This is a genomic window from Oceanobacillus jordanicus (genome assembly GCF_022095695.1).
GTDB classification, from domain to species: Bacteria; Bacillota; Bacilli; order Bacillales; family Amphibacillaceae; genus Oceanobacillus_B; species Oceanobacillus_B jordanicus.
The window spans coordinates 142,817-168,577 of the sequence record NZ_JAIFZM010000003.1 but is presented as its reverse complement, the minus strand read 5'-3'; the positions used below and the strand labels follow the sequence as shown (position 1 = coordinate 168,577).

Sequence of the window (25,761 nt, the reverse complement as noted above, 5' to 3'; positions counted from 1 at the left end):
CAAAAGCTGCGAAAAGTAAATACATGATAAGCATAATCGACCTCCTCGTTCCCAGTTCACAATGTAAAAGTACACACTTTCTTCTAATTATCCTATTCTTAACTTTAACAAAAGATTATCAATCTGAACAGACCAATCCTCTTAGCTGCTAAAGAAATGGGGATATATTACCGTGTTTCCTTTAATAAAGAATTGTTCTTGTCTAACTTATAGACAGGATTATGAATGGAATTGTATCATTTTAATATATTAAAGAACCTTTTGCCAAGAAAAGAATCTACAAAAAAAGACCTGGGATATCCAGATCTTAAAGGTGCTTTTCCTTTATCAGTATGTCAAAGCCGTCTTTCCGACTATCGATGAAACAACTTTTAGGGGCTTTTCCAATATGATTCACATAAAGAAAATCAAGGTATGACATGCCGATATGCACAGATGTAAACATTAAGATGTAAACGGAATAATCAATGAACAAATAGCTCGCAATAATTCCTGGGATGCTAATTAAAATAGTTGGTGCAATTGCTACTATGAGTGAGACTTTTTTTGTCAGATGAAATTTCGTATAATAGTTAAAAACAGGTAATCTTTTATTTTTTAATTTAAATATAATTTTTAATCGCTTATTTAGTATAATCAATGGTAGGATATGCATTAGTGAATGCAATGCAGGTAATAACAATAATGCCAATATAAAAGGTAAAAAACCTGCTTCGTCAACTTTATTTGTACCTTGGGCAATTGTAATAGGCACATAAAGAAATATGAAGGATAACAAGCCGATCAAAAATGACAAAAGATATATTCGATTATTCCCAAGTTCTTTCGTAAGGTTAATGGATTTCCAGCAATTCATTTTTGATCCCTCCAGTATCTTCTTGATGAGACTTTTAATCCTTCATGAATAATAGTACGATTGGAGAGAAAAATCAATAGTTTTTTGTGCATTTTTATAAAAGATTTACAGCGGAGCTTTAACGGTGTTGGAAAAGGGGGTTCGAGAGGTTGGGAAGAACGGAATATAACGACAATGCTGCCTTTCATTTGCAATTGCTTTCTAAAGTGATCGATCTTAATAAATTCCCTATGATAAAGATGGTGTTAGAGAAAAATGTGACAGATTCAGAGTATAATGAATTAATCCAGTTATTGAGCAGGTTAAATGAAAAATATGAAGTACAACAAGAGGAAGGCCTTCTTGACTACAGTTCACTTCTTATTGAATTTGCTGGAATGCTAAGTGAAAAGCTTGATCCCGACGCAACAATTTATGCATTAAAAAAAGAAGGGTATTACCCTTCCTTAATGGCAGCATTTATAAAAATTATTGAAAAAGACAAACGTAAATATAAACGAGGGAGAAGTTATTAATCCTTCGTTTATATTTTTTTATTTCTATTGTTGGTTTTAATCCTGTTTCATTTGCCTGAACAGAAGCTCGACCTGTGTATGGAAGAAAATGATGTCCTGAAGCTTCTGACTTATCTGCTGGAGTTCTGGTGTCTCTCCTTTGCTTAATTCTCTTTCAACAGAATTATTGGTTTCCTCTAGTGCATCCTTTTGGTGAATCGTAGCATCAATCCATTTATTTATATAGGAGTTCATGAACGATTTGAACAACTGGGTGTTTGCTTGATATAAATCTTTGCGTACTCCCTTTTTCCAGACTCTTGTTACGAGGTTTAAGTCTGATAACGTTCTCACATTAGTGCTCATAGATGTTTTGCTTTTTCCAAGCGCCTCGCTCATTTCATCTAATGTAAATGGTTCTTCATATAAATATAGATAGGCAAATAGTCTCGCCTCTAATGGAGTAAGATCAAACATTTCGAGTGTTTTAGAGAATTCCATCATAATTTCACTTGTTACATTTTCATTTTGAGGTTCTTTCATAAAATCCTCCTAAGTCATGATATATAAAGGGTACACTAAAAAAAGTTTATTTAAAAACAGCACATCTACCAGCATTTTTAAGTAAATGGAAGTTATTTAAAGGTATTGCACTGTTAAATCTGTACAGTTTAAACTGTATGTAAAAAATGTACAAAACTAACGAAATTCAAAGTTTGTATTGTAATAAAAAAACCTATATAGTATTTAGAGTAGACCAACGCGGTACGGCTTCATGGAAATCAACAGATTGGGTTTCTGGCTGGTTTCTAATGCCTGTACACGGACAAACAATAGTTACAAAGTAGTGGTCCAATAATAATAGTTAGATTAAAGGTGAGGTGAATAATTTGCCAGTAATTGAAGCAAAGCAGTTATCAAAAGTATTTGGTAAGAATCCAAAACAAGCATTAAAACTGTTGGATAAAGGTGCTTCCAAAGAGCAAATATTAAAAGAAACCGGAAATACAGTAGGGGTTAACCGCGCTTCCTTTTCCGTAGAAGCTGGTGAGATATTCGTCATTATGGGGTTATCTGGTAGTGGTAAGTCTACCTTGGTTCGTTTAGTTAATCGTTTAATTGAACCAACAGAGGGGAGCCTTTATATCGACGGTGAGAATCTTGCTGGGATGGATAAAAAATCCTTACGGAGAGTACGTCGTGAAAAACTGAGTATGGTATTCCAGAAATTTGCCCTTTTCCCATTTCGTACAATTCTGGAAAATGCGGAATACGGTTTAGAAATTCAAGACGTTCCAAAAGAAGAAAGACAGAAAAAAGCGACAGAGGCATTGGAAATGGTTGGACTTGGTGGTTATATGCACCAAAAGCCAAATCAATTATCCGGTGGTATGCAGCAACGTGTTGGGTTAGCCCGCGCTTTAGCTAACGATCCAGAAGTATTACTTATGGATGAAGCATTTTCAGCGCTAGATCCACTTATTCGTAAAGAAATGCAGGATGAGTTGCTTGATCTGCAAACTACAATGAAGAAAACGATCCTATTTATTACACATGATCTGGATGAAGCTCTCCGTCTAGGCGATCGTATTGCCTTGATGAAAGATGGCTCTATCGTACAAATAGGTACGCCAGAAGAAATCTTAGTTAATCCTGCTAATGACTATGTTGAAAAATTTGTTGAGGATGTTGATCGCTCTAAAGTATTAACGGCGCATAACATTATGAAACGTCCAGAAACAGTTAACATTGATAAACATGGCCCTAGGGTTGCATTGGAGCGCATGCGTGAAGAAGGATTATCAAGTATGTTCGTAACCGATAGCAAACGTAATCTAAAGGGGTATATTACTGCTGATGACGCTTCAGAAGCTCGTAAAAAAGAAGTGGGTAATCTGCAAGAAATCTTGAAAAATAATATACCAAAAGTAGATAGAGATACTTCCCTAAAAGAAATCTTTGATATCATTCATGATTCTCCAATTCCAGTCGCAGTGGTAGAGGAAGGTAAACTTGTAGGAATCATTGTGCGCGGCGCAGTTATAGCTGCACTTGCTGGGGAAGGCGAGGTGAACATAGAAGATGTTAAATAATATGCTAGATTTCATTCCAGAAATTCCGGTTGCGGATTGGACAGAAACGTTTACTGATATTTTAACAGATACTTTTTCGTTCTTGTTTGAGCCAATTAAAGAACATTTTGGGAACTTTATGGATTTTGTTTCTGAGTCACTTACAGCAGTACCACCAGTTATCATTATTCTTTTAGTTGCAATACTTGCTTTCTTTATTTCAGGCAAAAAGATTGGGCTTGCGGCATTCTCCATTGTTGGTCTGTGGTTCATTTATAACCAGGGCTTATGGGAACACCTTATGAGTACTTTTACACTAGTACTGATTTCAAGTCTATTATCTATCATAATTGGGGTTCCGATTGGGATACTCATGTCAAAAAGTAAAACAGCAGAATCAATTATTACACCAATTTTGGATTTCATGCAGACAATGCCTGCGTTTGTATATTTAATACCAGCTGTTGCCTTCTTTGGAATAGGAATGGTACCAGGGATCTTCGCATCACTAATTTTCGCAACGCCACCAACAGTCAGATTTACTAATCTAGGTATTCGTCAGGTGTCAAGTGAGTTAGTGGAAGCTTCTGAGGCATTTGGTAGCACTGGTTCCCAAAAACTATTTAAAGTGGAACTTCCAATGGCAAAAGCTACAATTATGGCTGGAATTAACCAGACTGTAATGCTTGCACTATCCATGGTTGTTATTGCATCCATGATCGGTGCTCCAGGATTAGGAAGGGAAGTGCTTTCCGCACTACAACGTTCAAACGTTGGTAACGGCTTTGTTGCTGGTGTAGGGATCGTTATCCTTGCAATAATTATTGACCGTGTTACACAGAATTTAAACAAAAAGAAATAAAGTGAAACTTCAATCAGTGGAGGTTTCTTCCACTACTGATTGTTAGTTGAACGAATCGGGATGTTAGCGTCCGTCTACCACCACTTGAACATCACTGTTTCACTTCATGTTTTGATGTGGGAGTCTTACGGGCGGTTGCTCCGGGATAAACAACTAAAACTGTTGGTATCTTTTCTTAAGAAAAGTCCATATATATTTCATTAATAAAAAAAGGGGAGATTTTAGTTATGGTTAAATTTAACTGGAAACGTTTAGGCCTTGTAACAGGTCTTTCATTATCATTGGTTGCTGCTGGTTGCGGTTCAGATGATGAGTCATCAGATGGTGGATCAGAAGAAGGTTCTGCATCTGTAGGTGATGGAAAAGAAGTAGAACTAGCATACGTAGAATGGGATTCTGAGGTAGCTTCCACAAATGTTATCGGGAAGGTATTGGAGGACCAAGGCTATGATGTAACATTAACACCACTTGATAATGCTGTAATGTGGGAAGCTGTTGCAAACGGTGAAGCAGATGGAATGGTAGCTGCATGGTTACCGGCAACACATGCAGGACAATTTGAAGAATATGGTGACCAGGTTGTTGAGCTTGGTACAAACCTTGAAGGCGCAAAAATTGGGTTAGTAGTTCCAGAATACATGGATGTAAATTCTATTGCTGACCTTGATCAAGAAGCTGATAAAACAATTACTGGTATTGAACCAGGTGCAGGTGTTGTAGGAGCTGCTGAACAGGCTCTTGAAGATTATGACAATCTCGAGGGCTGGGAAGTTCAAACGTCATCTAGTGGTGCCATGGCTACCGAGCTTGGGAATGCTATTGATAAGGAAGAAGATATTATTGTAACTGGATGGACTCCACACTGGAAATTCCAAGCGTATGATCTAAAATATCTTGAAGACCCAGAAGGTTCATTTGGTGAGGCAGAGACCATTGACACAATGGTACGTGAAGGCTTAGAAGAAGAGCTTCCAAATGCGTACAAGATTCTTGACCAGTTCAACTGGACTACAGATGATATGGAGTCTGTAATGCTTGATATCTATAATGGCGCTTCTCCTGAAGAAGCTGCTGCTACATGGGTAGAAGACAACCAAGACAAAGTAGATGAATGGTTGAATGGTGTAGAATAAACCTAGCGATTAGGTAACAAAAGGGCTGGTACATCATGCATGTGCCAGCCTTTTTGTTTTAAATAATAGTTATCTTAGCATTCAGAAATACAACACAGAAGGGACGGCTTTAATTTTATGTTGAAAAATCCGAAAAAACAATTAACATTGATAACGGGTATTTTACTCGTTTTATTTCTTGCTGCGTGCGGATCGGGAAACGATAGTGAGGAAAACGTGGAAGAGAGTTCTGATAGCTCTATGAACATTGGGGAAGAGATAGACTATACAATTACCGGTATTGAACCAGGTGCTGGAATCTCAGTTACTACAGAAAAAGCTATTGAAGAATATGAGAACTTAGATGGATGGCAGGTTGAGCAATCTTCAACAGCAGCAATGGTTACAGAGTTGGAGAAAGCGATAAACAATGAAGAACCAATTGTTGTAACTGGATGGAATCCGCATTGGATGTTCACAAAATTTGATAACCTAAAATATCTTGAAGATCCACAAGGGGTTTATGGAGAAGTGGAGCAAATCAAATCGCTCGCGCGAAAAGGCTTAGAAGAGGACAAGCCGAATGCCTATAAACTGATCGATCAGTTTAATTGGACAGTTGAAGATATGGAGGGTATCATGTACGAATCCTCTGACTCTGGAGAAGATATAGCGACGGTTGCTAAGCAATGGGTTGAGGACAATCCGGATAAGGTAGCAGAATGGACAGAAGGCGTTGAAGACGTTGATGGAGTTTCCGTTGAGCTTGTTTCCACACCGTGGGATTCCGAACGCGCATCAGCAAACGTTGTAGCAGAAGTGTTGAGGCAAAAAGGGTTTGAAGTAACGATAACTCCTGTAGACGTGGCCGTTATGTTTGAGGCAGTAGCAAACGGAGATGGAGACGCGACAATGGCAGCTTGGATGCCACAGACTCACGCTGATTTCTATAAGGATTTTAAGGATGACTTTGTAGATCTTGGCGCAAACCTTGATGGGGCTAAAATTGGACTTGTCGTTCCAGAATACATGGAAGATATCAATTCTATTGAAGATTTAGAAGCTAAATAGTTTCACGCACTGTGACATATCCCATTTAATTACAATAAGCACCAAAAAACACGCTTGGATTTATAAATATTCACCAAGCGTGTTTTTTGGTGCTGTATAAGCAGCACTTTTACTATGGATTTTTCGTTTTCATTTTTTCTTCAAGGTCCTTCAGGCTTAATTCAATTTGTTCCAGGTATTGATGAATATTTTCCTGGTGAGGCTCTACCGTATCTTTCCATTCCTCTACAGATTTCTTCATTTCCTGTGTTAATTCTTTGACTAAAGCTGCACCTTCTTTTGATGTCTCCGTCAATTGTTTTCTCAATTTTAAGCCGTCTTGTTTTAAATTCGCAATCATGTCTTTCAATTCCGTACCTTGATTTTTCACACGGTTACGGACATCGCTACCAGAAGAAGGGGTGGTAAGTAGGGTTGCAGCAGCACTTACTGTACCACCAACCATTAATCCTAATAATAATGATTTTACATTTGCCATTTTAATACGCTCCTTTCCCAACACTTACTTAAAGAGGTTGTTCAAAAAATCCGGTAAAAATGACACATCGAATTTCTTCGTTGGCTTGCTTTTCCATTCCTCACGTATTAATTGCATACGTTCCGGTACTCAAAGCTACGCCGCCTCAAACTTCTCGGTCCTTTTTATCCTCCTTTTTGAACACTTACATATAGTTTTCCTCTTTTTACTGTTTCATCAAACATTTTACTTATGTATTTCTAAAAAACCCTCTGACAAACGAAGCTGCCAGAGGATTTTCTTACAATGATGTTATGGGCTGTGACCTCTTCAAAATCCCCTCAACGACTGGATAAATCACAATCATAATCAATGTGTTAACAGCGGCAGCAGGGAGTACAACTGTAAGCATTCCTGCTATAAATCCACCTTCCATTGCGCCAAGGAAGAATAGTACAACGCTAAGGAAAATTGCGCCACTAATCATTGTCCCAATTGCGGTCAAAACAGGGGCACTTATTTTATTATTAACCTTGTTCTTAACAAATAAAAATAAAATCAAAAATAGCATTGCTGTAATTGGTTTATCAATCAAGTTGGCGATCTGCCCACCAGGCGCCTGTGTTGTTAAGGCGGAAATAGCACCTGTCGCTAGTGCAAGTAGTACCACATACTTTGGTTGTGGAAATAAGATAATTCCTAGAAACATCATGGATAATAGCATATCCGGCTTAACTCCGAAAAACACTCCCGGTATGACAGTATGTAGCACTGTCCCAATACCCACCAATAGTGACAAAATAACTAAAACTTTCGTATTCATTTTACCTCTCCTCTTCTCTGCTTTCTCAGCTACATGAAATATCATGTTACATTCCTCAACTGTACACTCATTGTCAGCTGCAGAAATGTACTATAATTATACCAAATACATGGGCAAATAAAAAGTACTACTTTTTAATTCACTTGGAAATAATTAATGTTACATTTCATTTCCAATCTCATTGGCTATTTTTGTTAAATCTTCTGATGTGTATTCGTCTGAGTGCACAGTCCAATTGGATTTATAGCCATCTCCATCCCCATATCTAGGCAGTATATGAATGTGCAAATGAAAGACAGACTGATCTGCTGGTTTTTCATTGTTATTCAAAAGGTTCATTCCAATGGGATTATAGGCCTTCTTAATTGCATTGGCTATTAATGGAACACGGCCAAATAGTTCACTCGCTACTTCCGGTGAAGTTTCGTAAATATTTTTTGTGTGTTGTTTTGGTATGACAAGGGTGTGGCCTTTGGTAACCTGGCTAATGTCCAAAAAAGCATAAACATGCTCATCCTCATACACCTTGGCAGAAGGAATATCTCCGTTAATTATTTTACAGAAAATACAATCATCATGAGTCATTGCTAATTCACCCCTTCGTTTAATTATCCTTTATTGTATAGAGGATACGAATTTATTGCAAAGAAACAGGCATCACTCATAAAGAGTGATGCCTGCGCTAAGAAGGGCGAAGGGGTATAACGAAAATGCGGGGACTTCGTAAACGGTACAGTTTATGCATGTGCATGAACGATTGGTTACGTAAACTTTTTTGTCAATATCTCAGAATTTCTCTGAGATATGCTGGCAAAAGTGTTTATTACATTTGGTTACCTTTCGCAAACACCTCATTTGCTAAATTCACAAATTTTACATTAGATTTCGATCACGAACACCTCGGTCAGTGTGGAAACTTCTTCGCTACTCGATCACTAACACCTCATTTGTGGTTTAAGTGAAATGATTGGATTGGAAACCTCCGCCCTTCTAATACTAGTTTGCAACCAGATTAAAAAAATATGCAGGACAGGCACGTTTTTTGTCAAAATTAAAGGTACAGTTTACTTTGGCATTCATTCCCGGTAGTGATAAAATAAAGAAGATGAAGAGGAGGAGCCGTTGTGGAATCATTATTACATATCGAGAATTTACATGGAGGATACACCCATAAAAATGTTTTGCATGGTATCTCATTTGATGTTTATCCAAAGGAGATTGTTGGATTAATCGGCCTTAATGGTGCTGGAAAAAGTACGACTATTAAACATATCATAGGGTTAATGCAGGCTAAAAAAGGGTCTGTCTCGGTTAACGGAAAAACATTCCAAGAGAATCCAGCGTCTTATCGCAACCAACTTGCCTACATACCGGAAATGCCCATATTGTATGATGAGCTTACGTTACACGAGCACCTGAAATTAACGGCGATGGCCTATGATATTTCTGAAGAATTGTTTGAAAAGCGACTGCCACCATTATTAAAAGAATTTCGAATGGAGAAAAGACTAAATTGGTTTCCCGTTCACTTTTCTAAAGGAATGAGGCAAAAAGTGATGATCATGTGCGCCTTTCTGATTGAACCGCCACTCTATATTGTGGACGAGCCTTTCGTCGGGCTTGATCCACTTGGTATTCAATCCTATCTCCAGTTAATGGATGAAATGAAGGAGAATGGGTCTGGGGTATTAATGTCGACCCATATTCTTGCTACAGCTGAGCGTTATTGTGATCGTTTTGTTATTTTGCATGAAGGAGAAATCCGAGCAATGGGAACATTGGAAGAGCTTCGTAATAGTTTCAATATGCCTCATGCAACGTTAGACGATTTGTATGTACAGCTCACGAAAGAAGAAGATAGCCATGTTTGATTCTCACGATTTTTATAAAAAGCGACTTTCTGTTCACATCAAAGAAACAAGTCGTTACTTGAAATACATTTTCAATGGTCATATTGCTGTGGCCATGTTGTTTTTTATTTCGGCACTTGCTTATTACTACCAACAGTGGCTTGTAGGTTTACCAGAAGATTTCCCCACAGCAGGTATTATGGGGGTGGCCCTTGGGCTGCTTGTAAGTTATAGTCCTGTTCGTACATTACTTAAGGAGCCTGACCTTGTTTTCTTAATAGCCGCGGAAACGAAAATGCATGCATATTTTCGAAATGCGCTTATTTACAGTTTTGTTATCCAATTATATCTTGTTCTCTTGGTAGCAGCAGCGTTTGGACCACTTTATTTTGCATCGTTTCCTGACAGAAGTGGACAAATGTATCTTTTGAGCATTGCAATTTTGCTAGTGTTCAAAGTAGGAAATTTAATTGCTAATTGGTGGATGTTGAAGGTTCGCGAGCCAGGTACAAGAAGGCTTGATCTAGCGGTGAGAACTGTACTAAATGTAGTCGTGTTTTATTTTATAATTAGTGGTAATATGCTGATGGCAGGGATCACCTCTGTAATGTTTGCGCTTCTTTTTCTGTATGTTTTGAATGTATCTCGAAAACAGGCTGGCATTGTTTGGGACCTCCTTGTTGAAAAGGATCAGAATCGAATGCAGACCTTCTATCGAATCGCAAATATGTTTGCAGATGTTCCTCATTTGAAAAATCGTGTGAAAAAACGACAATGGCTTGTTTCTCTGGTAAGCAATCTCTCGGTGAATAAAAAGAATACGTTTGATTATCTCTACCGAATTACCTTTATACGTAGTGGAGATTACCTCGGTATGTATTTACGCTTGATTGTTATTGGGGGATTATTCATCTATTATATTCCGAACGTATGGATGAAGATTATTTTTGCAGTATTATTTCTTTATATAAGCTGTTTTCAAATGATGACGATTTATCAGCATCATCGTACGAATATATGGCTCGATATTTACCCGGTTGAGACTAAGCCAAAACAGCAAGCTGTCATGAAATTATTGTATCAGCTATCTATTGGACAAGCGGTGATTTTTTCCCTAGTCTTTTTATTTACCCAAGCCTATATCGGGTTTGCCATTACATTGCTAGGCGGAATACTTTTTAACTTCCTATTTATTAATGGCTATGTAAAAGCCAAGCTCGTGTAAATAAAAGCGGAGCACCGTTTAAAATGTCAAAAATCCCGTCCACAGCTATTGCTGGTGACGGGATTTTTGTTTAAGGGCGTTCCTGATACGCCATATAGGCTGTAATTAAGGTTTTTGCTGCGATTGGTAAGGCGCGTTCGTCAATATCAAATTTAGGATGATGATGAGGATATGGATTTCCTTCTAGGTTTGCTCCTGTAAAGAAATAGGCACCAGGTTTGTGTAAGGTGTAGTAAGCAAAATCTTCTCCTCCCATTACAGGTACAACCGTTTCACGAGTATGAATATCGTGTATTGCCTTGCTTGATTCCAAGACAAGTTTGGCTTCTTCAGCATGATTGATTAACGGAGGATAGCCTTTTGTATAGTCGAACGTGTAGTCCGCATCATTAGAAATACAGACCCCTTTAATAATTTTCTCCATTTCCGCAATAAGGTTTTCTTGTATTGCTGGATTTAGATAACGGACGGTTCCAGTCAGCGTTGCTTTATCTGCAATTACATTAAAGGCTTTCCCTGCCTCGAATATTCCTACTGTCACGACAGCTGTGTCTAGCGGATCAAGCCTACGGGAAACGATCTGTTGAAGCTGGGTAATGAGCTGAGCTGCAATCACGATGGAATCCTTTGTTTCATGGGGGTAGGCGCCATGGCCACCTAATCCTTGAATTGTAATAGTGAATCGATCGGCACCTGCCATAAAAACGTCCTCAGATGTCTGTAAAACACCAAGAGGGGTTGTAGCCCATAAGTGGGTCCCAAATACTGCATCCACATGATCGAGTGCCCCAGATTCCACAATCGGCCTTGCTCCGCCGGGTGCATATTCTTCTGCATGCTGATGTAAAAATTCAATTGTACCTGGTAGTTCATCCTGGTATTGTTGCATTGCTTTAGCTAAAGCGAGCAAAGAAGCTGTGTGTCCATCATGGCCACATGCATGCATAACACCGTCCACTTTGGATTTATAAGGAACATCTTTTTCGTCTTGTATCGGTAAGGCATCAAAATCTGCTCGTAGTGCAATGGTCTTACCTGGTTTCCCACCTTTTAATGTAGCAATGACCCCATTGCCGCCCACGCCTGACTTGTAAGGAATACCAATCGTTTCGTAGTAATCTGCTATATACTTGGCTGTTTTCGTTTCCTTAAAAGATAATTCTGGATGTTGATGTAAGTATCGTCTGGTTTCTACCATCTCATCATACAATTTGTCTATGGCTGCATGGATGTCTTGTAGCATTTAAATCCCCCTCGATGAATTTAATTTCTAACTATTATAACATTTCGGAGCAAAAGTGGGGACGTAAATCCTAAGTCGGCTTGTTAAGTAAGAATTAATAAAAATCCAAACTAAAACAATTTGGGGAGAGAAGGTTAAAGCCCCATCGACCGAATTAATACGGCCAATGGGGGCAAGTGATCATCTAGACATCTATACGTTTTAAAACTACCTGCGCAGCTGTTTACTGAGATAAACGCGGATCTTCTAATAAACGTTCAATTTCTTCTTTGTGATGTGTCTCATCAGAAATAAGATCTTCTAATTTTACAACAAGTTCCGTGAACCCAAGATTTTCTGCTTGTTTTTTTCGTTCCTCGTAACGCTCGATTGTGTCAGACTCAGATTGAAGAGCTGCTTTTAATAAATCCTTCACTTCAGTAGGCTGTGGAATCTCAGCTGCCTTTGTTGTTGGGGTGCCCCCAAGTGATTTAATTTTCTCTGATAAATAAAGGGCATGGCCAAGTTCATCATTAATCTCCGCTTCAAAAAATGGTTTTAATGCAGAACGATAAAGTCCTGTAACTACAGAAGCACTGTACGTATATTGAATAGCAGCACCATATTCATTAGCTAAGTCCACGTTTAATCCATCAATTAATTGCTGTAATTCTTTTTCCATTTTAATCCCGCCTTTTATATTTTTTATCCGTTTATATCTTTCCCTCCTCAGTGTTTTTGAAACCACATTTAAGGTATCATAAAGAGAGGAGGGATAAATGAATGCGATCGAAGAAGAATTATCTATTACTTGTATTACTTGTTGCAGTAGTAGTGATGATAGGTTTGTGGATAACGAAAATTTTAAATGGAACATTGCCATATATGGACCAGTGGACAAGAGATCCTGTAGAAGGTCTTGCAGTAGATTCCCATTTCTATACTGTTTTCCGTTGGATAACGGAATTAGGATCATCTCATTTCGTAATCCCTCTTGTTGTTATAATGGCAGTTATTCTATATTGGAAGTACCGAACAACTTTACCTGTTTTGATATTCGCTGGTGGCACTTGGGGCGCTCACATAATTAATGTGTTGATAAAACATGTAGTGCAGCGTGAAAGACCAAGCATTCTTGTTGCGGCAAATGCTGAAGGATACAGTTTTCCATCCGGACATGCAATGATATCGATGGTTTGTTATGGCTTACTCGCTTATTTTATCGTCCAGCTTGTAAAGAAGCCTAAAGCGAAAAAGTTAATCCAAGGCGGACTTGCCTTTTTAATCCTCTTAATAGGGACAAGTAGGTATATCATCAATGTTCATTATCTAACAGATGTCATGGCAGGTTTCATACTTGGGTATCTCTGGGTGCTCGTTATGATTTTCCTTTACGAAAAACTTAGACATAGACGGAAAAAGATTCAGTCTTAAGACGGAGTTAAAAGCAATCCGAAGACTGTCCCCCTCACTCAATTGTTTTTGTATGATAAGTAAGAGATGAATTGAGGGAGGTAGTTCAATGGATGTATCAGTCCGTACGCAGGATGCCTTACACGTACCATTAATGAAAAATCGTAACTTTATTTTATTGTTTTTAAGCGCATTTCTATCTTCACCTGGTTATTATGTCTATTTAATTGGGGCGGAATGGTTAATGCTCTCGCTTAGTGAAAACCGTTTTTATTTCGGTATGCTTTTTCTAGCAGCTTCTATCCCTAGGTTGTTGTTGCTATCCTTTGGGGGGGTAGTTGCTGATCGAGTTAATAAGCGACTCATTTTGTTTATATCAGATTTATCAAGGGCTGTTTTAATTCTCATCCTAATCCTTATTTTAATAACGGACACTGTCACGGCATGGCATCTTATCACGCTTGCTGCGTTATTCGGTATATCGGATGCATTCAGCTACCCTGTTATAAACTCCTTGACCCCGATGGTTTTGGAAAAGAATCAGCTACAGAGGGGAAATTCTTTAATTCAAATGACCGCGCAAATCAGTCCGATAGCTGGCCCGGCTTTAGGTGGAACTTTAATCGCTGTTCTTGGTTTTACAGGTGTATTTACTGTAGCCATGTGCATGTTATTTATTGCTTCAATTATCGTATTGTTTATACGTTTGAAAAAAGAAGATACAGAGGAAAGAACAATTCAAACACCTTGGGCTGATTTAAAGGAAGGGCTAGTATACGCAAAAAAGAATCAGCTGATCGTTTCCATCGTTTCCGTATCATTCTTTCTTAATTTTTTCTTTACAGGGCCGTTTACCATTGGAATACCGATTATCGTGAAGGACATTTTTCATGGAAGTGCTGTCAGTCTGGCAACTGTTCAAATGTCGATGGGTATTGGAGCATTAATGGGAGCTGTATTTTTGGCAGTTGTCTCATTTAAAAAACCAGGGATAGCGGTAATTCGCGGATTAATCGGACTTGGTATTATTTACACTTTTATTGGTACGTCTACAATATTAGGGATGACAGCAGCGTTAGTCTTTGTCATGGCGTTTGCCATGCAGATTGTAAACATACCTATTATGACAATGCTTCAGCAGACAACAGAGAAGCGCATGCTTGGCAGAATAATGAGCTTGCTGATGACCGTATCATCAGGATTGGTTCCTGTTTCCTATGCAGTGACGTCTTTATTAATTGCAGTAGGTGTCCAAATACAAGTCATTATAATCATAAGCGGGCTTGTCATAACAGGAATTGCGCTAAACACGATAAGGAATAAACGCTTGAAGGAATTTGTAGTGGAGTCGTAAGAACAATATTTTTAAACAAATAATTAGGAAGGAGGGAATCGCATATGAAAAGTTTTATACGTTATTTTCTAGCAGTATTGTTAATTGCTTTAGGCATCATGCTAGTTCTCTCTAACATTGGATTAATTGCATTTGATTTTAACGCAGCCTGGCTATATATATATCCTACCTTCTTTGTGGTGATTGGTTGCAAATGGCTATTGGATTATTGGAAAAGAAGGGGAGGGAGCTGGATCTTTGGATCATTGTTCCTTGTTGCAGGTTCCTTACTGCTTCTTGATAGATTTGAATATATCTCGTTTACATTGGGAGACATATTTAAATTGTGGCCACTTCTTATTATTTATGTCGGTTTTCTCTTAATTGGGAGAAAGAAATACTTTGTAACATATAATAGTAAAGACGAAGATTTCTATACAGATAAATCCCAGAAATCCCATAATTCTTCTTTCTTCTCTGTCGGCAGTTATGAGTACACGTCTCCTAACTGGAAACTTGAACCTATGAACTTGAATAACATGGCAGGTGACTTCTACTTTGACTTTTCAAAGGCTTTCATTCCTGAAAAAAGAACACCCGTCTCCATTAGCTCACTGGCAGGTGATGTGACTATTTTAATACCGGAGGATGTGCCATTTAAAGTACATGCTTCTGTTAAAGCAGGGGATATTGAGGTGGTTGGGAAAAATGTGGATGGTATAAATCGTTCTCTCGACTATGAAACAGAGGATTACGAGCACGCCGTACAGAAAATTGACTTTCATATTCGTTTAAAGGCCGGTTCAATTAGAATCGACTATGTATAAGGGGGCGCTAAACATGAATAAACGTTTTTCGAGTATACGATATAGTTATATCCGCTCCCATTTATACGGTGTATTTCTTACAACGGTAACTATTTTGTCTATATTGCTCTCAATCTATGTCTTAATTGAACCAGAATGGTTAACGCCGCATAGTATTTTTCTCTTCATTTCTTTATATTTTGTACTAGCCATCATTATTTCTCTATATACTGGTTTTAAATCTAGTGGGGATATGAAAGAACGACTTGACTATTTGTCTGTCCTCATTACACAGTTTGCTAATGGTAACTATCAATCTCGTGTTTATTATAACGAAGGAGATGAACTGGCGCGAATTGGTAATGAAATGAACGAACTTGGTGAGAAGTTGCAAAACCAGGTGAAATCCTTACAGCGAATGGCCGATGAAAAAGCAGATTATGCAAAATCAGCACATAAAGCTGCTGTAATTGAAGAACGTCAACGGTTAGCCAGGGACCTTCATGATGCTGTAAGTCAACAGCTTTTTGCCTTAACGATGATGTCAGAAGCAGCATTAAAGCAACTAGATAAAAATCCAATAACAGCTAAAAAACAAATGGAGGAAGTCGCGAAATCTGCGCTACAATCTCAGACAGAGATGCGTGCACTTCTGTTGCATTTGCGGCCCGTTCATCTTTCGGGCGATTCATTATCTACTGGTGTTAGCAAATTAGTAGAGGAACTGAAGCAAAAGAGTAATACACGCTTTCAACTGGCAATAGAAGAGGATCTAGCACTTACAGAGACGATAGAAGACCACGTGTTTCGGATTATTCAGGAAGCGCTCTCCAATATTTTACGTCATGCGAACGCCACAGAAGTTAGATTAGATATTTCAACGCGTGCTAAAGAATTGTTTATTCATATCCGTGACAATGGAAAAGGATTTGATGTAAATCATAGAGTGGAAAAAAAGGCATCCTATGGGTTAAAAACAATGCAGGAACGTTCCGAGGAGCTTGGTGGAACATTTGTCCTTCGATCTGATCAAGACGAAGGGACTCATATAACCATTCGCATACCATGCTAAAAATGGGAGAAGGAGAGAATAACATGATACGTGTAATTGTAGTGGATGATCATCAAGTAGTACGTAAAGGAATTATTGCTTATTTACAAACTGATGAAGAAATTGATGTAATTGGTGAAGCTTCAAGTGGTAATGATGGCGCTGAATTAATTTTAAAAGAAAAACCAGATGTTGTCCTCATGGATTTAATGATGGAGAATGGTACGGGTGTTGATGCAACCAAGCGCATTTTAAAATCAGATCCCTCGATTAAAATTATTATTCTAACAAGCTATTATGATGATGAACAGGTTTTCCCTGCTATTGAGGCAGGTGCATTTAGTTATCTGTTGAAAACCTCCTCTGCGACAGAGATTCTTGCAGCTATAAAAAAAGCAGCTATGGGAGAAAATGTGATTGAACCGAAAGTTGCTGGAAAAATGTTGTCGAGTTTTCGTACGGAAGAGAAAAAGTTGCATGATGCTTTGACGGAAAGAGAAAGAGAAGTGCTGCTTTGTATTGGGAACGGAATGACGAATCAGGAAATAAGCGAGAAGCTATATATTGGAATAAAGACGGTTAAGACACATGTTAGTAACATTCTCTCCAAATTAGAAGTACAAGATCGAACCCAGGCAGCAGTGTATGTACATAAACAGCAATTAATGAAAGAATAGAAGAATAGTGGACGGAGTAAAGACAGAAGTAAGGACTAAAAAGAATTTGAAAATAAGACAATCCCTTTGTTTTTTTCTCTTCGCATTTGTATAATACCAATGTAACGATTAAATGAGAGGATTTAAAAAATGACTAATCTAACGAAGAAAGCGGAAAATCTGTTATTACTTATTTGGGCGCAGGCTTTTATAGCCCTTGCAGGTAGTTTGTTCTTCTCGGAAGTAATGGGATATGTCCCATGTGAGCTATGCTGGATTCAACGTATCCTTATGTATCCGTTGGTCATCATATACGGAGTAGCTGCATTTAAAAAACAGGTATCTATTGCCCTTCCAGGTTTAATTTTAAGTGGGATAGGTATGTTTGTTTCTCTTTATCATTATCTAGTTCAAAAGCTACCTGCCCTACAGGAAGCCGGTGATGGCTGTGGTTTAGTTCCATGTAATGTGGCGTATGTTAATTACTTCGGATTCATTACCATTCCATTCCTTGCTGGGATCGCGTTTATTGTTATCTTTGTATTACATTTGCTATTAATCAAAGAAATAAAGGAGAATAAATAATGCAGAAAAAGATACTCGTTTTTGTAGGAGTAATTGTTCTATTATTTGCAGGCTTATATTTTGTTATAGATTATAAGAATAACCAGACAGTGGAAAACAATGATAATCCTTATGGAGATAAAAAACTTGAGCAAGGTACAATTGACCAGCTTGATGATCCGAATTATGGGAACCAAATTATGCCTGATGAGCTTAGTGAGAAAATAGAAAGTGGTGAGGCTGTAACCGTTTATTTTTATGACCCACTATGTGTTCACTGCCAAAACACTACACCTTATCTTGTCCCGCTTGCTGAAGATAATGGTGTAGATATGAAGAAATTGAACCTTCGTGAGTTCAAAAATCAATGGAACGTATATGGCATTGAGTCCACACCAACTCTTATTCATTTTGAGGATGGAGAAGAGCAAGGAAGAATTGTGGGGCAAATGCCAGAAGGGGAATTCCAGCAATTTTTTGATCAATATGTAATAAAGTAAAATGCCAGCCTAATCCGCGCTACGGTGAATGCTTCGCTGGATAGTATTTATATATGATAATATCAAGAGAAAAATGGCCGGACGAAGGCTGGAAAACTACTCAAAACGTTTTCGAATCTTCGCCCGGCTTTTATGTTACCAAACTGCTGAATCCTATCCCTTTTTTACTCTTTATCAAACATATGGTAAGTGGTAATGAAAGGTTTATCAGCATAATAAGCAGGTGGTTTTGTTGCTTGACCTTTGTGTGATTGCTTAAATTGCTCAGAGTTTTTCCAGTTCTCGAAGTCCTGTTCAGACTGCCACTGTGTAAATACTACATACGTGTTCCCTTTTCGTGGTTTTAAAAAGCGAAATGCTTGAAAACCTGGCATCATGTCCAAGTCGTTTCCTCGTTTCTTAAAGCGCGCTTCAAAGGAAGCCTGCCCATCCTCTATCACGGGAATGTTGTTCATTACAACATAGCCATCATCTAAAATGTCACCTTTTTCAATAAGGATGTCGTACTCCCGCCCAGCACTAAAAACACTTTTCTTGTTTCCTTCATAATAAGCTAACCCATTACTATTGCTAGTCATAAAATGAAACGGAATATCCTTATGCTTTTCATCTAGCTTTAAAAGAAAATCAATGGTTCCGTTCGTCATAAACGCTTTCATGGTTTTTCACCCTTTCTTCCATCACTATTATTATATTACCCTATGAATACAAGAATTAGTCAAAAAAATTATTTAAAATAATTATTAAGTGATATGAAGTATTAAACTTTAAGAATGTAGGAATCTGTCGTATAATGGGATATGTGTAGAGGTGAACAAATGAAAAAGGAACGTACTGGTATTAAAAGGAGAACTTCCAAGTATGTTAAAGGAATTCTCTATAGTTTTATTGCTGTCTTAGTCCTGAGTTTGGTCGGGTTTGTCCTTATTTTATATGGTGGCGGTTTAGTAGTGGACGAAGAAGCATTTCTCCTTGACTCCACTTCCACCATAGAGATGGAGGATGGGACGATTATCGGGAGACTTTATAACGAAAATCGTGATCTAGTATCGATAGACAAGATTCCGGATCATGTCAAGAATGCATTCGTTGCTATTGAGGATCGACGTTTTTATGACCATGCAGGCGTTGATATCCAGTCTGTAATGCGTGCACTTGTCCGTGATATTGTAGCCATGGAAAAAGTGGAAGGTGCAAGTACTATCACGCAACAACTAGCAAAGAACTTATTTCTTCATCATGATAAAACATTGATGAGGAAAACGAAAGAAGTAATGGCAGCCATATATATGGAACAGCGCTTCACCAAAGATCAAATATTAGAGCTATATTTAAATGAAATTTACTTTGGCAAAGGGGTCTATGGTGTTCAGACAGCGGCAAAGTTCTTCTTCTCAAAGCCGGTAAATGAATTGACGGTGGAGGAAGGCGCTATGCTTGCAGGGCTTGCCAAAGCACCGAATGGCTATTCGCCAATTGATCATCCTGACAGAGCATTAGAACGACGAAATATTGTATTGCACTCAATGGAAAATGCCGGATTGCTTTCTACTGAAAAGAGACTGCAGGCTGAAAATCGTGATTTAGGGTTACAATTAAATGAGAGAAAAACAGAAACCTCTTCAGACAGTTATGTGGATCTAGTAATGAAGGAAGCAGCGGAAAAACATGGTTTGTCGATTAAGGAGCTAAAACGCGGAGGCTACCGAATAGTCGTAAACATGGACTCGGAGGCTCAGCGTATTGCTTGCCAGCAGTTCCAGAATGATGCTTATTTCCCAGGAAATACAGAAGGAACTGAGGGGGCTTTCGTCATGATGGAACAGGACACAGGTAAAATTGTGTCAGCACTTGGTGGAAGATCCTATCAGTTAGGAGAGTTAAATCGAGCTTCGGTCATGAGACAGCCTGGTTCAACAATAAAACCGATAGCTGTATATGGCCCTGCACTAATGCAAGATAACTATACACCATATACGCTCATACCTGATCAGGCTTTAGATTACAATGGGTATACTGCCACAAATGCAGATGGACAGTATGACGAATCCGTCTCCATCTATAATGCACTTAAATATTCCAAGAACGCGCCAGCTGTATGGTTGCTTGACCAACTAGGTGTCTCTTATTCAAAGGAATATTTGCAGAAACTAAACCTTTCGATTGAAGATGATGGTTTGGCCATCGCATTAGGTGGGCTTGCAGAAGGCATTACGCCATTAGACCTGATGGATAGCTATAGTGCTTTTTCAAGAAATGGCAAAATGGTGGACTCCCATACAATTGAGCGTATTTATAATTCAGATGATGAACTTTTATTTCAAGCGGAAACTGAAGAGACAAAGGTGTTTACCGAGCAGGTAGCATGGGATATGACCGAGATGCTTTTAGAGACGGTGGAGACAGGCACAGCGACCGCAGGAAGTTTTTCTAAAGAACTTGCAGGGAAAACAGGCACCACACAGCATCCATTTGTTGAAGGACAAGCCAAGGATGCATGGTTCGCAGGATATACACCGGATTATGTGATGGTAGCATGGATGGGCTATGATCAGTCAGATGAGGACCACTACTTAACAGGAGGAAGTGCTTATCCTACAGAGTTAACAAAAGCAATATTGACAGAGATGGATAAGATAGAACCATTAACGGAGGCCTTTACAAAACCGAAAAATGCGGTAGCTCTTGAAAAGCCAATTGAGTTACCAGATATAGAAAACCTAAAGGCATCGTATACATTTGGCGGATTCTCACTCGTGCAGGCGAAGCTCACATGGAAAGGCTCTAATGATGCTCGTGTCGTTTATCGAATTTATCGAGTAGAAGATGGTATCGATGAGCGGGTTGCAGAGGTAGAAGGCCAATCTGAATATACGATAAGCAATGCCCTGTTTCAATCAAAGCAGTACTATATTACAGCGTATGACCCTCTTACAAAGCTCGAGGGAAAGAGGTCCAATATAGTAGAGTTATCCTGGTAATTTAGACAAATTCATGACAATCAAATGGCTTTGCTATACAGCCGGGAAATTAATCGCTATAGTTAATAATGGATTATGAGAGCGGTTTTTATTCTGCTTACAATCGGAATATATGATTTGATTATGGAAGATAATTATTCTTATGGTGGATAAAGGATGGATAACATGGCCAAAACAATGAATGACACGTTAATTAAAGCTTACAAGGGTGAAGAGACGAGCCATACACCAGTTTGGTATATGCGACAGGCAGGGAGATCACAGCCAGAATATCGTGCGCTGAAGGAGAAATATTCTTTATTTGAAATAACGCACCAGCCAGAGCTTTGTGCATACGTGACACGCTTACCTGTTGAAAACTATGGTGTAGATGCGGCAATTTTGTATAAAGATATTATGTCTCCACTCCCTGCATTAGGAGTGGATGTAGAAATTAAAAGTGGGATTGGTCCAGTAATACACAATCCTATTACAAATTTTCAGGATGTAGAAAAATTAGGAAGTATTAATCCAAAAGCAGATGTCCCGTATGTGTTGGACACGATTCGTTTATTGACAGAAGAGCAACTTGACGTACCTTTAATTGGCTTCAGCGGGGCGCCATTTACGTTGGCTAGCTATATGATAGAAGGTGGGCCATCGAAAAATTATAATAAAACAAAAGCATTTATGTACACTGATTCTGCTGCTTGGTTTGCTTTAATGGAAAAGCTTGCAGATATGGTAATTACGTATGTAGAGGCACAAATCGAGGCAGGAGCTAAAGCTATTCAAATCTTTGATTCTTGGGTTGGGGCCTTAAATGCTTCCGATTACCGTGTGTTTATAAAACCGGTAATGACCCGTATCTTTTCCGAATTAAGGCAGCATGGTGTACCACTCATAACGTTTGGTGTTGGAGCAAGACATCTTCTGATGGAATGGAATGACTTACCGGTAGATGTGATTGGTCTTGACTGGCGTACATCTATAACAGAAGCACGTGAGATTGGTGTAACAAAAGTACTTCAGGGGAATTTAGATCCTACCTTACTTTTGACTAAATGGGAAACCATTGAAGATCGAGCAAAAGCATTAATCGATGAAGGAATAGCAGATGGAAACCATGTATTTAATCTTGGACATGGGGTAACTCCAGATATCAAACCGGAAACCTTAAAAAAACTAACAGAATATATTCATAGATATTCCAAAAGATAGATAAATACATCACTTATTCGTATCAACTTTCCTTAGTGGAAGGGTTAACTTTATAAAGAATTGTCAATTTTAATAGAGAGGTGCTTAACATGGGAAAACAAAAATTAGGTTTACTTGTAATGGCTTATGGAACACCATACAAGGAAGAGGATATTGAACCGTACTACACACATATACGACATGGAAGAAAGCCTGCAGAAGATGCGCTCCAAGATCTTAAGGATCGTTATAAGGCAATTGGGGGTATTTCTCCACTAGCTAAAATAACTGAACAGCAGGCAAAAGCATTAGAAGCCAATTTAAATGAAGCTCAAGATGAGTATGAATTTAAAGCATATATTGGCTTAAAACATATTGCACCGTTTATCGAAGATGCGGTAGATGAAATGGCCAAAGATGGAATTAAAGAAGCAGTATCTATCGTGCTTGCACCACATTACTCCACATTCAGTGTGCAGTCATACAATACCCGTGCCAGTGAAGAAGCATCAAAGCATGGCATCACCATTGAATCAGTAGAAAGCTGGTATAATGCTCCAGGCTTTATCAAACTTTGGTCAGACCGAATTGGCGCTATTTTCTTTGAAATGACACCAGAAGAGCGAGAAAAAGCAGTTTTAGTTGTTTCTGCTCACAGTCTTCCAGAGAAAATTTTGCAAAACGGTGATCCGTACCCGGAACAGCTTCGCGAAACAGCAGAGTTAATTAAGGAAGAAACAGGAATTAAAAATGTAGAACTAGGATGGCAAAGTGAAGGGAATACCCCTGATCCTTGGCTTGGACCAGATGTACAGGATCTAACTCGTGACCTCTACCATAATAAAGGCTATCGCTCCTTTGTTTACGCGCCAGTTGGATTTATTGCAGACCATTTAGAAGTTCTTTATGACAATGATTACGAATGTAAAGTGGTATGTGATGAACTCGGTGCAAACTATTATCGCCCGGAAATGCCTAACGTTAACCCGCAATTTATTACTACGCTCGCGGGTGTTGTTTTGCAAAAAGTGAAGAGTGAAGTGTAATGGGTCGAACTAAATCCATTGTAATTGTAGGTGGCGGGATAACTGGATTATCCGCTGCCTATTATTTGCAGAAGACCATGAAGGAGCAAGGACTTTCTCTAAACATCAAGTTAGTGGAAGCATCTGACCGGCTGGGCGGCAAAATTAAAACAATGAAACGTGATGGATTTACAATTGAGCAAGGACCCGACTCACTATTAGAGAGAAAGGCACCTGCAGCTAAGCTTGTGGAAGAATTAGGATTACATGATCAAGTGATTCGGAATGCAACGGGTCAATCCTATATTCTTTTAAAAAACAAGCTACATAAAATGCCAAAGGGAACCTTTATGGGTGTCCCAAAAGAGATTGGCCCATTACTTAACTCTCATCTCCTTTCAGGTAAGGGGAAGTTTCGTGCAGTAGGGGAGAGATTTATCCCAAAAGGAAAGCAGGAGGGGGATCAATCCCTAGGAGAATTTTTCCGGCGCCGATTTGGGAATGAATTATTAGTGAACCAGATTGAATCCTTGTTATCTGGAATTCATTCAGGTGATATTAATCAAATGAGCCTTAAAGCAACCTACCCAAACTTTTATGAACTCGAGCAGAAGTATGGAAGTGTAATGAAGGGCTTGAAAAAAAGCATGCCAAAGCCGGCTAAAAGCAATCAGACTAAGGCATCTGGTGCGTTTTTTTCGTTTAAGAATGGTTTAGAAACCATGGTACATGTATTACATGATAAGTTAGACGAGGGGACAGTAAAACTAAAGACGGCTGTTGACCATATTGAAAAGAAAGAGCATGGCTATCATATCCTATTAAGTGATGGGGACGTGCTTCAAGCAGATGCTATCATTATGGCAACACCTCATTTTACCGTACCGAAGATGTTCAGCCAATATGATTTCTTTAAGCCTTTCCGGGAAGTACCTTCTGTCTCGACAGCAAATGTTGTGCTTGCCTTCGATCAGTCTGCGATTAAGCGAGATATTGATGGGACAGGCTTCCTAGTTACCCGAAATAGTGATTTTCGGATCACTGCATGTACATGGACACATAAGAAGTGGCCAAGTACAGCACCAGATGGGAAGATACTGCTTCGTTGTTATGTTGGAAAACCAGGTGATGAAGAAATCGTGGACTTATCAGATGAGGAAATAACAGACATTGTACTGAAAGATCTAAAGAAAACAATGAAGATTAAAGCAAAACCAGAATTCCGTGTAATTACAAGGTGGAAGGATGGACGGCCACAATATACGGTTGGACATTTAGAGCGGCTTGCCGAGATACGAAATAAAGCGCAAGAGCATATTCCTGGCGTTTATTTGGCAGGGTGTTCGTATGATGGTGCTGGCATTCCGGATTGTATTGAGCAGGGAGAAAAAGCAGTAGAAGACGTATTGAAATTTTTAACATAATTATTTTGACTTAAAATATATTTTTTGTGCAATTTTTTATAAGGCTCTGTTAATGTTTGATGTTGATTTTTTTGTTAAGATGTTGGGGAACCGTTTTTTTGGTTCCCCAATTCTCAATAAACCAGCCTTTTAGACATTCAATTAAGATGTATATTTTAAATTTGCATACTCATTGTAATGATTCTATTTTTGAACCCTAATTTTTCATATAGTTTTAATGCTTGATTTCCTGCATATACACTTAAACGAACCTCTGAATATCCGTCTTGTTTAAGATGTTCGATACCAGTTTTCATTATTTGTTTTGAAATTCCATTGCCCCTAAATTCCTCTAACACAAACAATTCATAAATAAATCCGTATATCTTTTCCGTAAATTGGTCTTTACTTGTTCCTATAAGAATCCAACCCATTAAATTATCGCCTTCTGTTGCTATTAAATAATAACTTCCTTTCTGCAATAATCGTTCAATAAGTTGTTTGACTTTTTCATCCGTAGGTTTTGCCTCACCTAATGTACCATCGAATAATGCTTTTGGTGAAAGTGATAAAACCTTTTTATATTCCAAATAGTTTGGTTTTCTAATCTCCATAAATAAAGTTCTCCTCTCATGAACACTACCGAATCTATGTCTGGTGTAATTATAGCAAGGACTTGGTTGGGTTTGAATAACAACAATATTTCTTTATCAGAGCCTTTTATAAAAAATTTGAAAAGATTATATACCAAATATTGCTGAGCTAATTGATAGGTATGCTTTTTTAAGTAAAATGTGAATATAGTG

27 protein-coding genes are annotated in these 25,761 nt (G+C 38.4%); 18 read left to right on the top strand and 9 right to left on the bottom strand.

Annotation, left to right across the window (positions count from 1 at the left end):
- Positions 1-307: 307 nt before the first annotated feature.
- Positions 308-856, bottom strand: a complete 549-nt coding sequence (locus tag K3T81_RS04890; RefSeq protein ID WP_036574072.1) for a DUF3267 domain-containing protein — start codon at positions 854-856, stop codon at positions 308-310.
- A 149-nt stretch (positions 857-1,005) separates the two neighbouring features.
- On the opposite strand from K3T81_RS04890, the gene K3T81_RS04885 reads away from it, so the two are divergent.
- Entirely contained in the window at positions 1,006-1,371 is a 366-nt protein-coding gene (locus tag K3T81_RS04885; protein WP_238018600.1) for a DUF1878 family protein, read from the top strand.
- Between the two features lie 36 nt (positions 1,372-1,407).
- On the opposite strand, the gene K3T81_RS04880 is transcribed toward K3T81_RS04885, so the two are convergent.
- The gene (locus K3T81_RS04880) at positions 1,408-1,893 is read right to left on the bottom strand and encodes a GbsR/MarR family transcriptional regulator (protein ID WP_238018598.1); all 486 of its coding nucleotides are present in this window, start codon (positions 1,891-1,893) and stop codon (positions 1,408-1,410) included.
- 347 nt (positions 1,894-2,240) lie between these two features.
- Between K3T81_RS04880 and K3T81_RS04875 the strand changes: the two genes are divergently transcribed.
- From K3T81_RS04875 to K3T81_RS04860, 4 genes are all read left to right on the top strand, one after another.
- Positions 2,241-3,443 carry a quaternary amine ABC transporter ATP-binding protein gene (locus tag K3T81_RS04875; RefSeq protein WP_238018596.1) on the top strand — a complete coding sequence of 401 codons (1,203 nt, stop codon included), beginning with the start codon at positions 2,241-2,243 and terminating at the stop codon, positions 3,441-3,443.
- Positions 3,433-4,284 (top strand): ABC transporter permease, encoded by an 852-nt coding sequence (locus K3T81_RS04870; RefSeq protein WP_058951206.1) that lies wholly within the window; start codon positions 3,433-3,435, stop codon positions 4,282-4,284. The genes K3T81_RS04875 and K3T81_RS04870 overlap by 11 nt, the downstream gene beginning before the upstream one ends.
- Before the next feature lie 227 nt (positions 4,285-4,511).
- Entirely contained in the window at positions 4,512-5,417 is a 906-nt protein-coding gene (locus K3T81_RS04865; protein ID WP_238018594.1) for a glycine betaine ABC transporter substrate-binding protein, read from the top strand.
- Between the two features lie 117 nt (positions 5,418-5,534).
- Complete coding sequence (locus tag K3T81_RS04860) at positions 5,535-6,467, top strand: glycine betaine ABC transporter substrate-binding protein (RefSeq protein ID WP_238018592.1); 933 nt, start codon at positions 5,535-5,537, stop codon at positions 6,465-6,467.
- A 112-nt stretch (positions 6,468-6,579) separates the two neighbouring features.
- On the opposite strand, the gene K3T81_RS04855 is transcribed toward K3T81_RS04860, so the two are convergent.
- The 3 genes from K3T81_RS04855 to K3T81_RS04845 all read right to left on the bottom strand — a co-directional run bounded on the left by K3T81_RS04855 (position 6,580) and on the right by K3T81_RS04845 (position 8,332).
- The gene (locus K3T81_RS04855; RefSeq protein WP_119577502.1) at positions 6,580-6,945 is read right to left on the bottom strand and encodes a YtxH domain-containing protein; all 366 of its coding nucleotides are present in this window, start codon (positions 6,943-6,945) and stop codon (positions 6,580-6,582) included.
- Positions 6,946-7,225: 280 nt separating this feature from the next.
- A complete protein-coding gene (locus K3T81_RS04850) occupies positions 7,226-7,747 on the bottom strand; it encodes a tryptophan transporter (protein ID WP_036574051.1) in 522 nt (173 codons plus the stop codon).
- Positions 7,748-7,906: 159 nt separating this feature from the next.
- Positions 7,907-8,332 (bottom strand): HIT family protein, encoded by a 426-nt coding sequence (locus tag K3T81_RS04845; RefSeq protein WP_238018590.1) that lies wholly within the window; start codon positions 8,330-8,332, stop codon positions 7,907-7,909.
- 539 nt (positions 8,333-8,871) lie between these two features.
- Between K3T81_RS04845 and K3T81_RS04840 the strand changes: the two genes are divergently transcribed.
- Both K3T81_RS04840 and K3T81_RS04835 read left to right on the top strand, forming a co-directional pair.
- Positions 8,872-9,618: an ATP-binding cassette domain-containing protein gene (locus tag K3T81_RS04840; protein WP_161464558.1), complete on the top strand. Its 747-nt coding sequence runs from the start codon at positions 8,872-8,874 to the stop codon at positions 9,616-9,618.
- Positions 9,611-10,822: an ABC transporter permease gene (locus tag K3T81_RS04835; protein WP_238018588.1), complete on the top strand. Its 1,212-nt coding sequence runs from the start codon at positions 9,611-9,613 to the stop codon at positions 10,820-10,822. The genes K3T81_RS04840 and K3T81_RS04835 overlap by 8 nt, the downstream gene beginning before the upstream one ends.
- A 70-nt stretch (positions 10,823-10,892) precedes the next feature.
- On the opposite strand, the gene K3T81_RS04830 is transcribed toward K3T81_RS04835, so the two are convergent.
- Positions 10,893-12,065, bottom strand: a complete 1,173-nt coding sequence (locus tag K3T81_RS04830; RefSeq protein ID WP_238018586.1) for a M20 metallopeptidase family protein — start codon at positions 12,063-12,065, stop codon at positions 10,893-10,895.
- A 223-nt stretch (positions 12,066-12,288) separates the two neighbouring features.
- Entirely contained in the window at positions 12,289-12,726 is a 438-nt protein-coding gene (locus tag K3T81_RS04825) for a ferritin-like domain-containing protein (protein ID WP_058951213.1), read from the bottom strand.
- A 101-nt stretch (positions 12,727-12,827) separates the two neighbouring features.
- On the opposite strand from K3T81_RS04825, the gene K3T81_RS04820 reads away from it, so the two are divergent.
- From K3T81_RS04820 to K3T81_RS04790, 7 genes are all read left to right on the top strand, one after another.
- Entirely contained in the window at positions 12,828-13,478 is a 651-nt protein-coding gene (locus K3T81_RS04820) for a phosphatase PAP2 family protein (RefSeq protein WP_106896265.1), read from the top strand.
- A gap of 88 nt (positions 13,479-13,566) precedes the next feature.
- Positions 13,567-14,811 (top strand): MFS transporter, encoded by a 1,245-nt coding sequence (locus tag K3T81_RS04815; RefSeq protein ID WP_106896266.1) that lies wholly within the window; start codon positions 13,567-13,569, stop codon positions 14,809-14,811.
- 44 nt (positions 14,812-14,855) lie between these two features.
- Positions 14,856-15,617 carry a cell wall-active antibiotics response protein LiaF gene (liaF, locus tag K3T81_RS04810; protein ID WP_106896267.1) on the top strand — a complete coding sequence of 254 codons (762 nt, stop codon included), beginning with the start codon at positions 14,856-14,858 and terminating at the stop codon, positions 15,615-15,617.
- Between the two features lie 13 nt (positions 15,618-15,630).
- On the top strand, positions 15,631-16,668 hold the full coding sequence (locus K3T81_RS04805) for a sensor histidine kinase (RefSeq protein ID WP_238018584.1): 1,038 nt from the start codon (positions 15,631-15,633) through the stop codon (positions 16,666-16,668).
- Positions 16,669-16,691: 23 nt separating this feature from the next.
- The gene (locus K3T81_RS04800) at positions 16,692-17,324 is read left to right on the top strand and encodes a response regulator (RefSeq protein ID WP_238018583.1); all 633 of its coding nucleotides are present in this window, start codon (positions 16,692-16,694) and stop codon (positions 17,322-17,324) included.
- A gap of 129 nt (positions 17,325-17,453) precedes the next feature.
- Complete coding sequence (locus K3T81_RS04795; RefSeq protein ID WP_238018580.1) at positions 17,454-17,888, top strand: disulfide oxidoreductase; 435 nt, start codon at positions 17,454-17,456, stop codon at positions 17,886-17,888.
- On the top strand, positions 17,888-18,367 hold the full coding sequence (locus K3T81_RS04790; RefSeq protein WP_238018578.1) for a thioredoxin family protein: 480 nt from the start codon (positions 17,888-17,890) through the stop codon (positions 18,365-18,367). Before K3T81_RS04795 ends, K3T81_RS04790 begins: the two co-directional genes overlap by 1 nt.
- Before the next feature lie 164 nt (positions 18,368-18,531).
- On the opposite strand, the gene K3T81_RS04785 is transcribed toward K3T81_RS04790, so the two are convergent.
- Complete coding sequence (locus tag K3T81_RS04785; protein WP_238018576.1) at positions 18,532-19,026, bottom strand: antibiotic biosynthesis monooxygenase family protein; 495 nt, start codon at positions 19,024-19,026, stop codon at positions 18,532-18,534.
- Between the two features lie 159 nt (positions 19,027-19,185).
- On the opposite strand from K3T81_RS04785, the gene K3T81_RS04780 reads away from it, so the two are divergent.
- From K3T81_RS04780 to hemY, 4 genes are all read left to right on the top strand, one after another.
- Complete coding sequence (locus tag K3T81_RS04780; protein WP_238018575.1) at positions 19,186-21,348, top strand: transglycosylase domain-containing protein; 2,163 nt, start codon at positions 19,186-19,188, stop codon at positions 21,346-21,348.
- Between the two features lie 165 nt (positions 21,349-21,513).
- Entirely contained in the window at positions 21,514-22,548 is a 1,035-nt protein-coding gene (gene hemE / locus K3T81_RS04775) for a uroporphyrinogen decarboxylase (RefSeq protein ID WP_106898492.1), read from the top strand.
- Between the two features lie 89 nt (positions 22,549-22,637).
- A complete protein-coding gene (gene hemH, locus K3T81_RS04770; RefSeq protein ID WP_106896269.1) occupies positions 22,638-23,573 on the top strand; it encodes a ferrochelatase in 936 nt (311 codons plus the stop codon).
- Entirely contained in the window at positions 23,573-24,976 is a 1,404-nt protein-coding gene (hemY, locus tag K3T81_RS04765) for a protoporphyrinogen oxidase (protein ID WP_238018574.1), read from the top strand. Before hemH ends, hemY begins: the two co-directional genes overlap by 1 nt.
- A gap of 155 nt (positions 24,977-25,131) precedes the next feature.
- Here the strand turns inward: hemY and K3T81_RS04760 are convergent, their stop codons facing one another.
- Entirely contained in the window at positions 25,132-25,569 is a 438-nt protein-coding gene (locus K3T81_RS04760) for a GNAT family N-acetyltransferase (protein ID WP_238018573.1), read from the bottom strand.
- Positions 25,570-25,761: the final 192 nt, after the last annotated feature.

Bases quoted from the DNA above. Each gene is read 5' to 3' on its own strand.
- K3T81_RS04870 (WP_058951206.1), top strand. From the start codon at position 3,433: ATGTTAAATAATATGCTAGATTTCATTCCAGAAATTCCGGTTGCGGAT.
- K3T81_RS04825 (WP_058951213.1), bottom strand. From the start codon at position 12,726: ATGGAAAAAGAATTACAGCAATTAATTGATGGATTAAACGTGGACTTA.
- K3T81_RS04805 (WP_238018584.1), top strand. From the start codon at position 15,631: ATGAATAAACGTTTTTCGAGTATACGATATAGTTATATCCGCTCCCAT.
- K3T81_RS04785 (WP_238018576.1), bottom strand. From the start codon at position 19,026: ATGAAAGCGTTTATGACGAACGGAACCATTGATTTTCTTTTAAAGCTA.
- K3T81_RS04880 (WP_238018598.1), bottom strand. From the start codon at position 1,893: ATGAAAGAACCTCAAAATGAAAATGTAACAAGTGAAATTATGATGGAA.
- hemY (WP_238018574.1), top strand. From the start codon at position 23,573: ATGGGTCGAACTAAATCCATTGTAATTGTAGGTGGCGGGATAACTGGA.
- K3T81_RS04890 (WP_036574072.1), bottom strand. From the start codon at position 856: ATGAATTGCTGGAAATCCATTAACCTTACGAAAGAACTTGGGAATAAT.
- K3T81_RS04865 (WP_238018594.1), top strand. From the start codon at position 4,512: ATGGTTAAATTTAACTGGAAACGTTTAGGCCTTGTAACAGGTCTTTCA.
- K3T81_RS04835 (WP_238018588.1), top strand. From the start codon at position 9,611: ATGTTTGATTCTCACGATTTTTATAAAAAGCGACTTTCTGTTCACATC.
- K3T81_RS04820 (WP_106896265.1), top strand. From the start codon at position 12,828: ATGCGATCGAAGAAGAATTATCTATTACTTGTATTACTTGTTGCAGTA.
- K3T81_RS04760 (WP_238018573.1), bottom strand. From the start codon at position 25,569: ATGGAGATTAGAAAACCAAACTATTTGGAATATAAAAAGGTTTTATCA.
- K3T81_RS04815 (WP_106896266.1), top strand. From the start codon at position 13,567: ATGGATGTATCAGTCCGTACGCAGGATGCCTTACACGTACCATTAATG.
- K3T81_RS04795 (WP_238018580.1), top strand. From the start codon at position 17,454: ATGACTAATCTAACGAAGAAAGCGGAAAATCTGTTATTACTTATTTGG.
- K3T81_RS04780 (WP_238018575.1), top strand. From the start codon at position 19,186: ATGAAAAAGGAACGTACTGGTATTAAAAGGAGAACTTCCAAGTATGTT.
- K3T81_RS04830 (WP_238018586.1), bottom strand. From the start codon at position 12,065: ATGCTACAAGACATCCATGCAGCCATAGACAAATTGTATGATGAGATG.
- hemH (WP_106896269.1), top strand. From the start codon at position 22,638: ATGGGAAAACAAAAATTAGGTTTACTTGTAATGGCTTATGGAACACCA.
- K3T81_RS04850 (WP_036574051.1), bottom strand. From the start codon at position 7,747: ATGAATACGAAAGTTTTAGTTATTTTGTCACTATTGGTGGGTATTGGG.
- K3T81_RS04845 (WP_238018590.1), bottom strand. From the start codon at position 8,332: ATGACTCATGATGATTGTATTTTCTGTAAAATAATTAACGGAGATATT.
- K3T81_RS04790 (WP_238018578.1), top strand. From the start codon at position 17,888: ATGCAGAAAAAGATACTCGTTTTTGTAGGAGTAATTGTTCTATTATTT.
- liaF (WP_106896267.1), top strand. From the start codon at position 14,856: ATGAAAAGTTTTATACGTTATTTTCTAGCAGTATTGTTAATTGCTTTA.
- K3T81_RS04855 (WP_119577502.1), bottom strand. From the start codon at position 6,945: ATGGCAAATGTAAAATCATTATTATTAGGATTAATGGTTGGTGGTACA.
- hemE (WP_106898492.1), top strand. From the start codon at position 21,514: ATGGCCAAAACAATGAATGACACGTTAATTAAAGCTTACAAGGGTGAA.
- K3T81_RS04860 (WP_238018592.1), top strand. From the start codon at position 5,535: ATGTTGAAAAATCCGAAAAAACAATTAACATTGATAACGGGTATTTTA.
- K3T81_RS04800 (WP_238018583.1), top strand. From the start codon at position 16,692: ATGATACGTGTAATTGTAGTGGATGATCATCAAGTAGTACGTAAAGGA.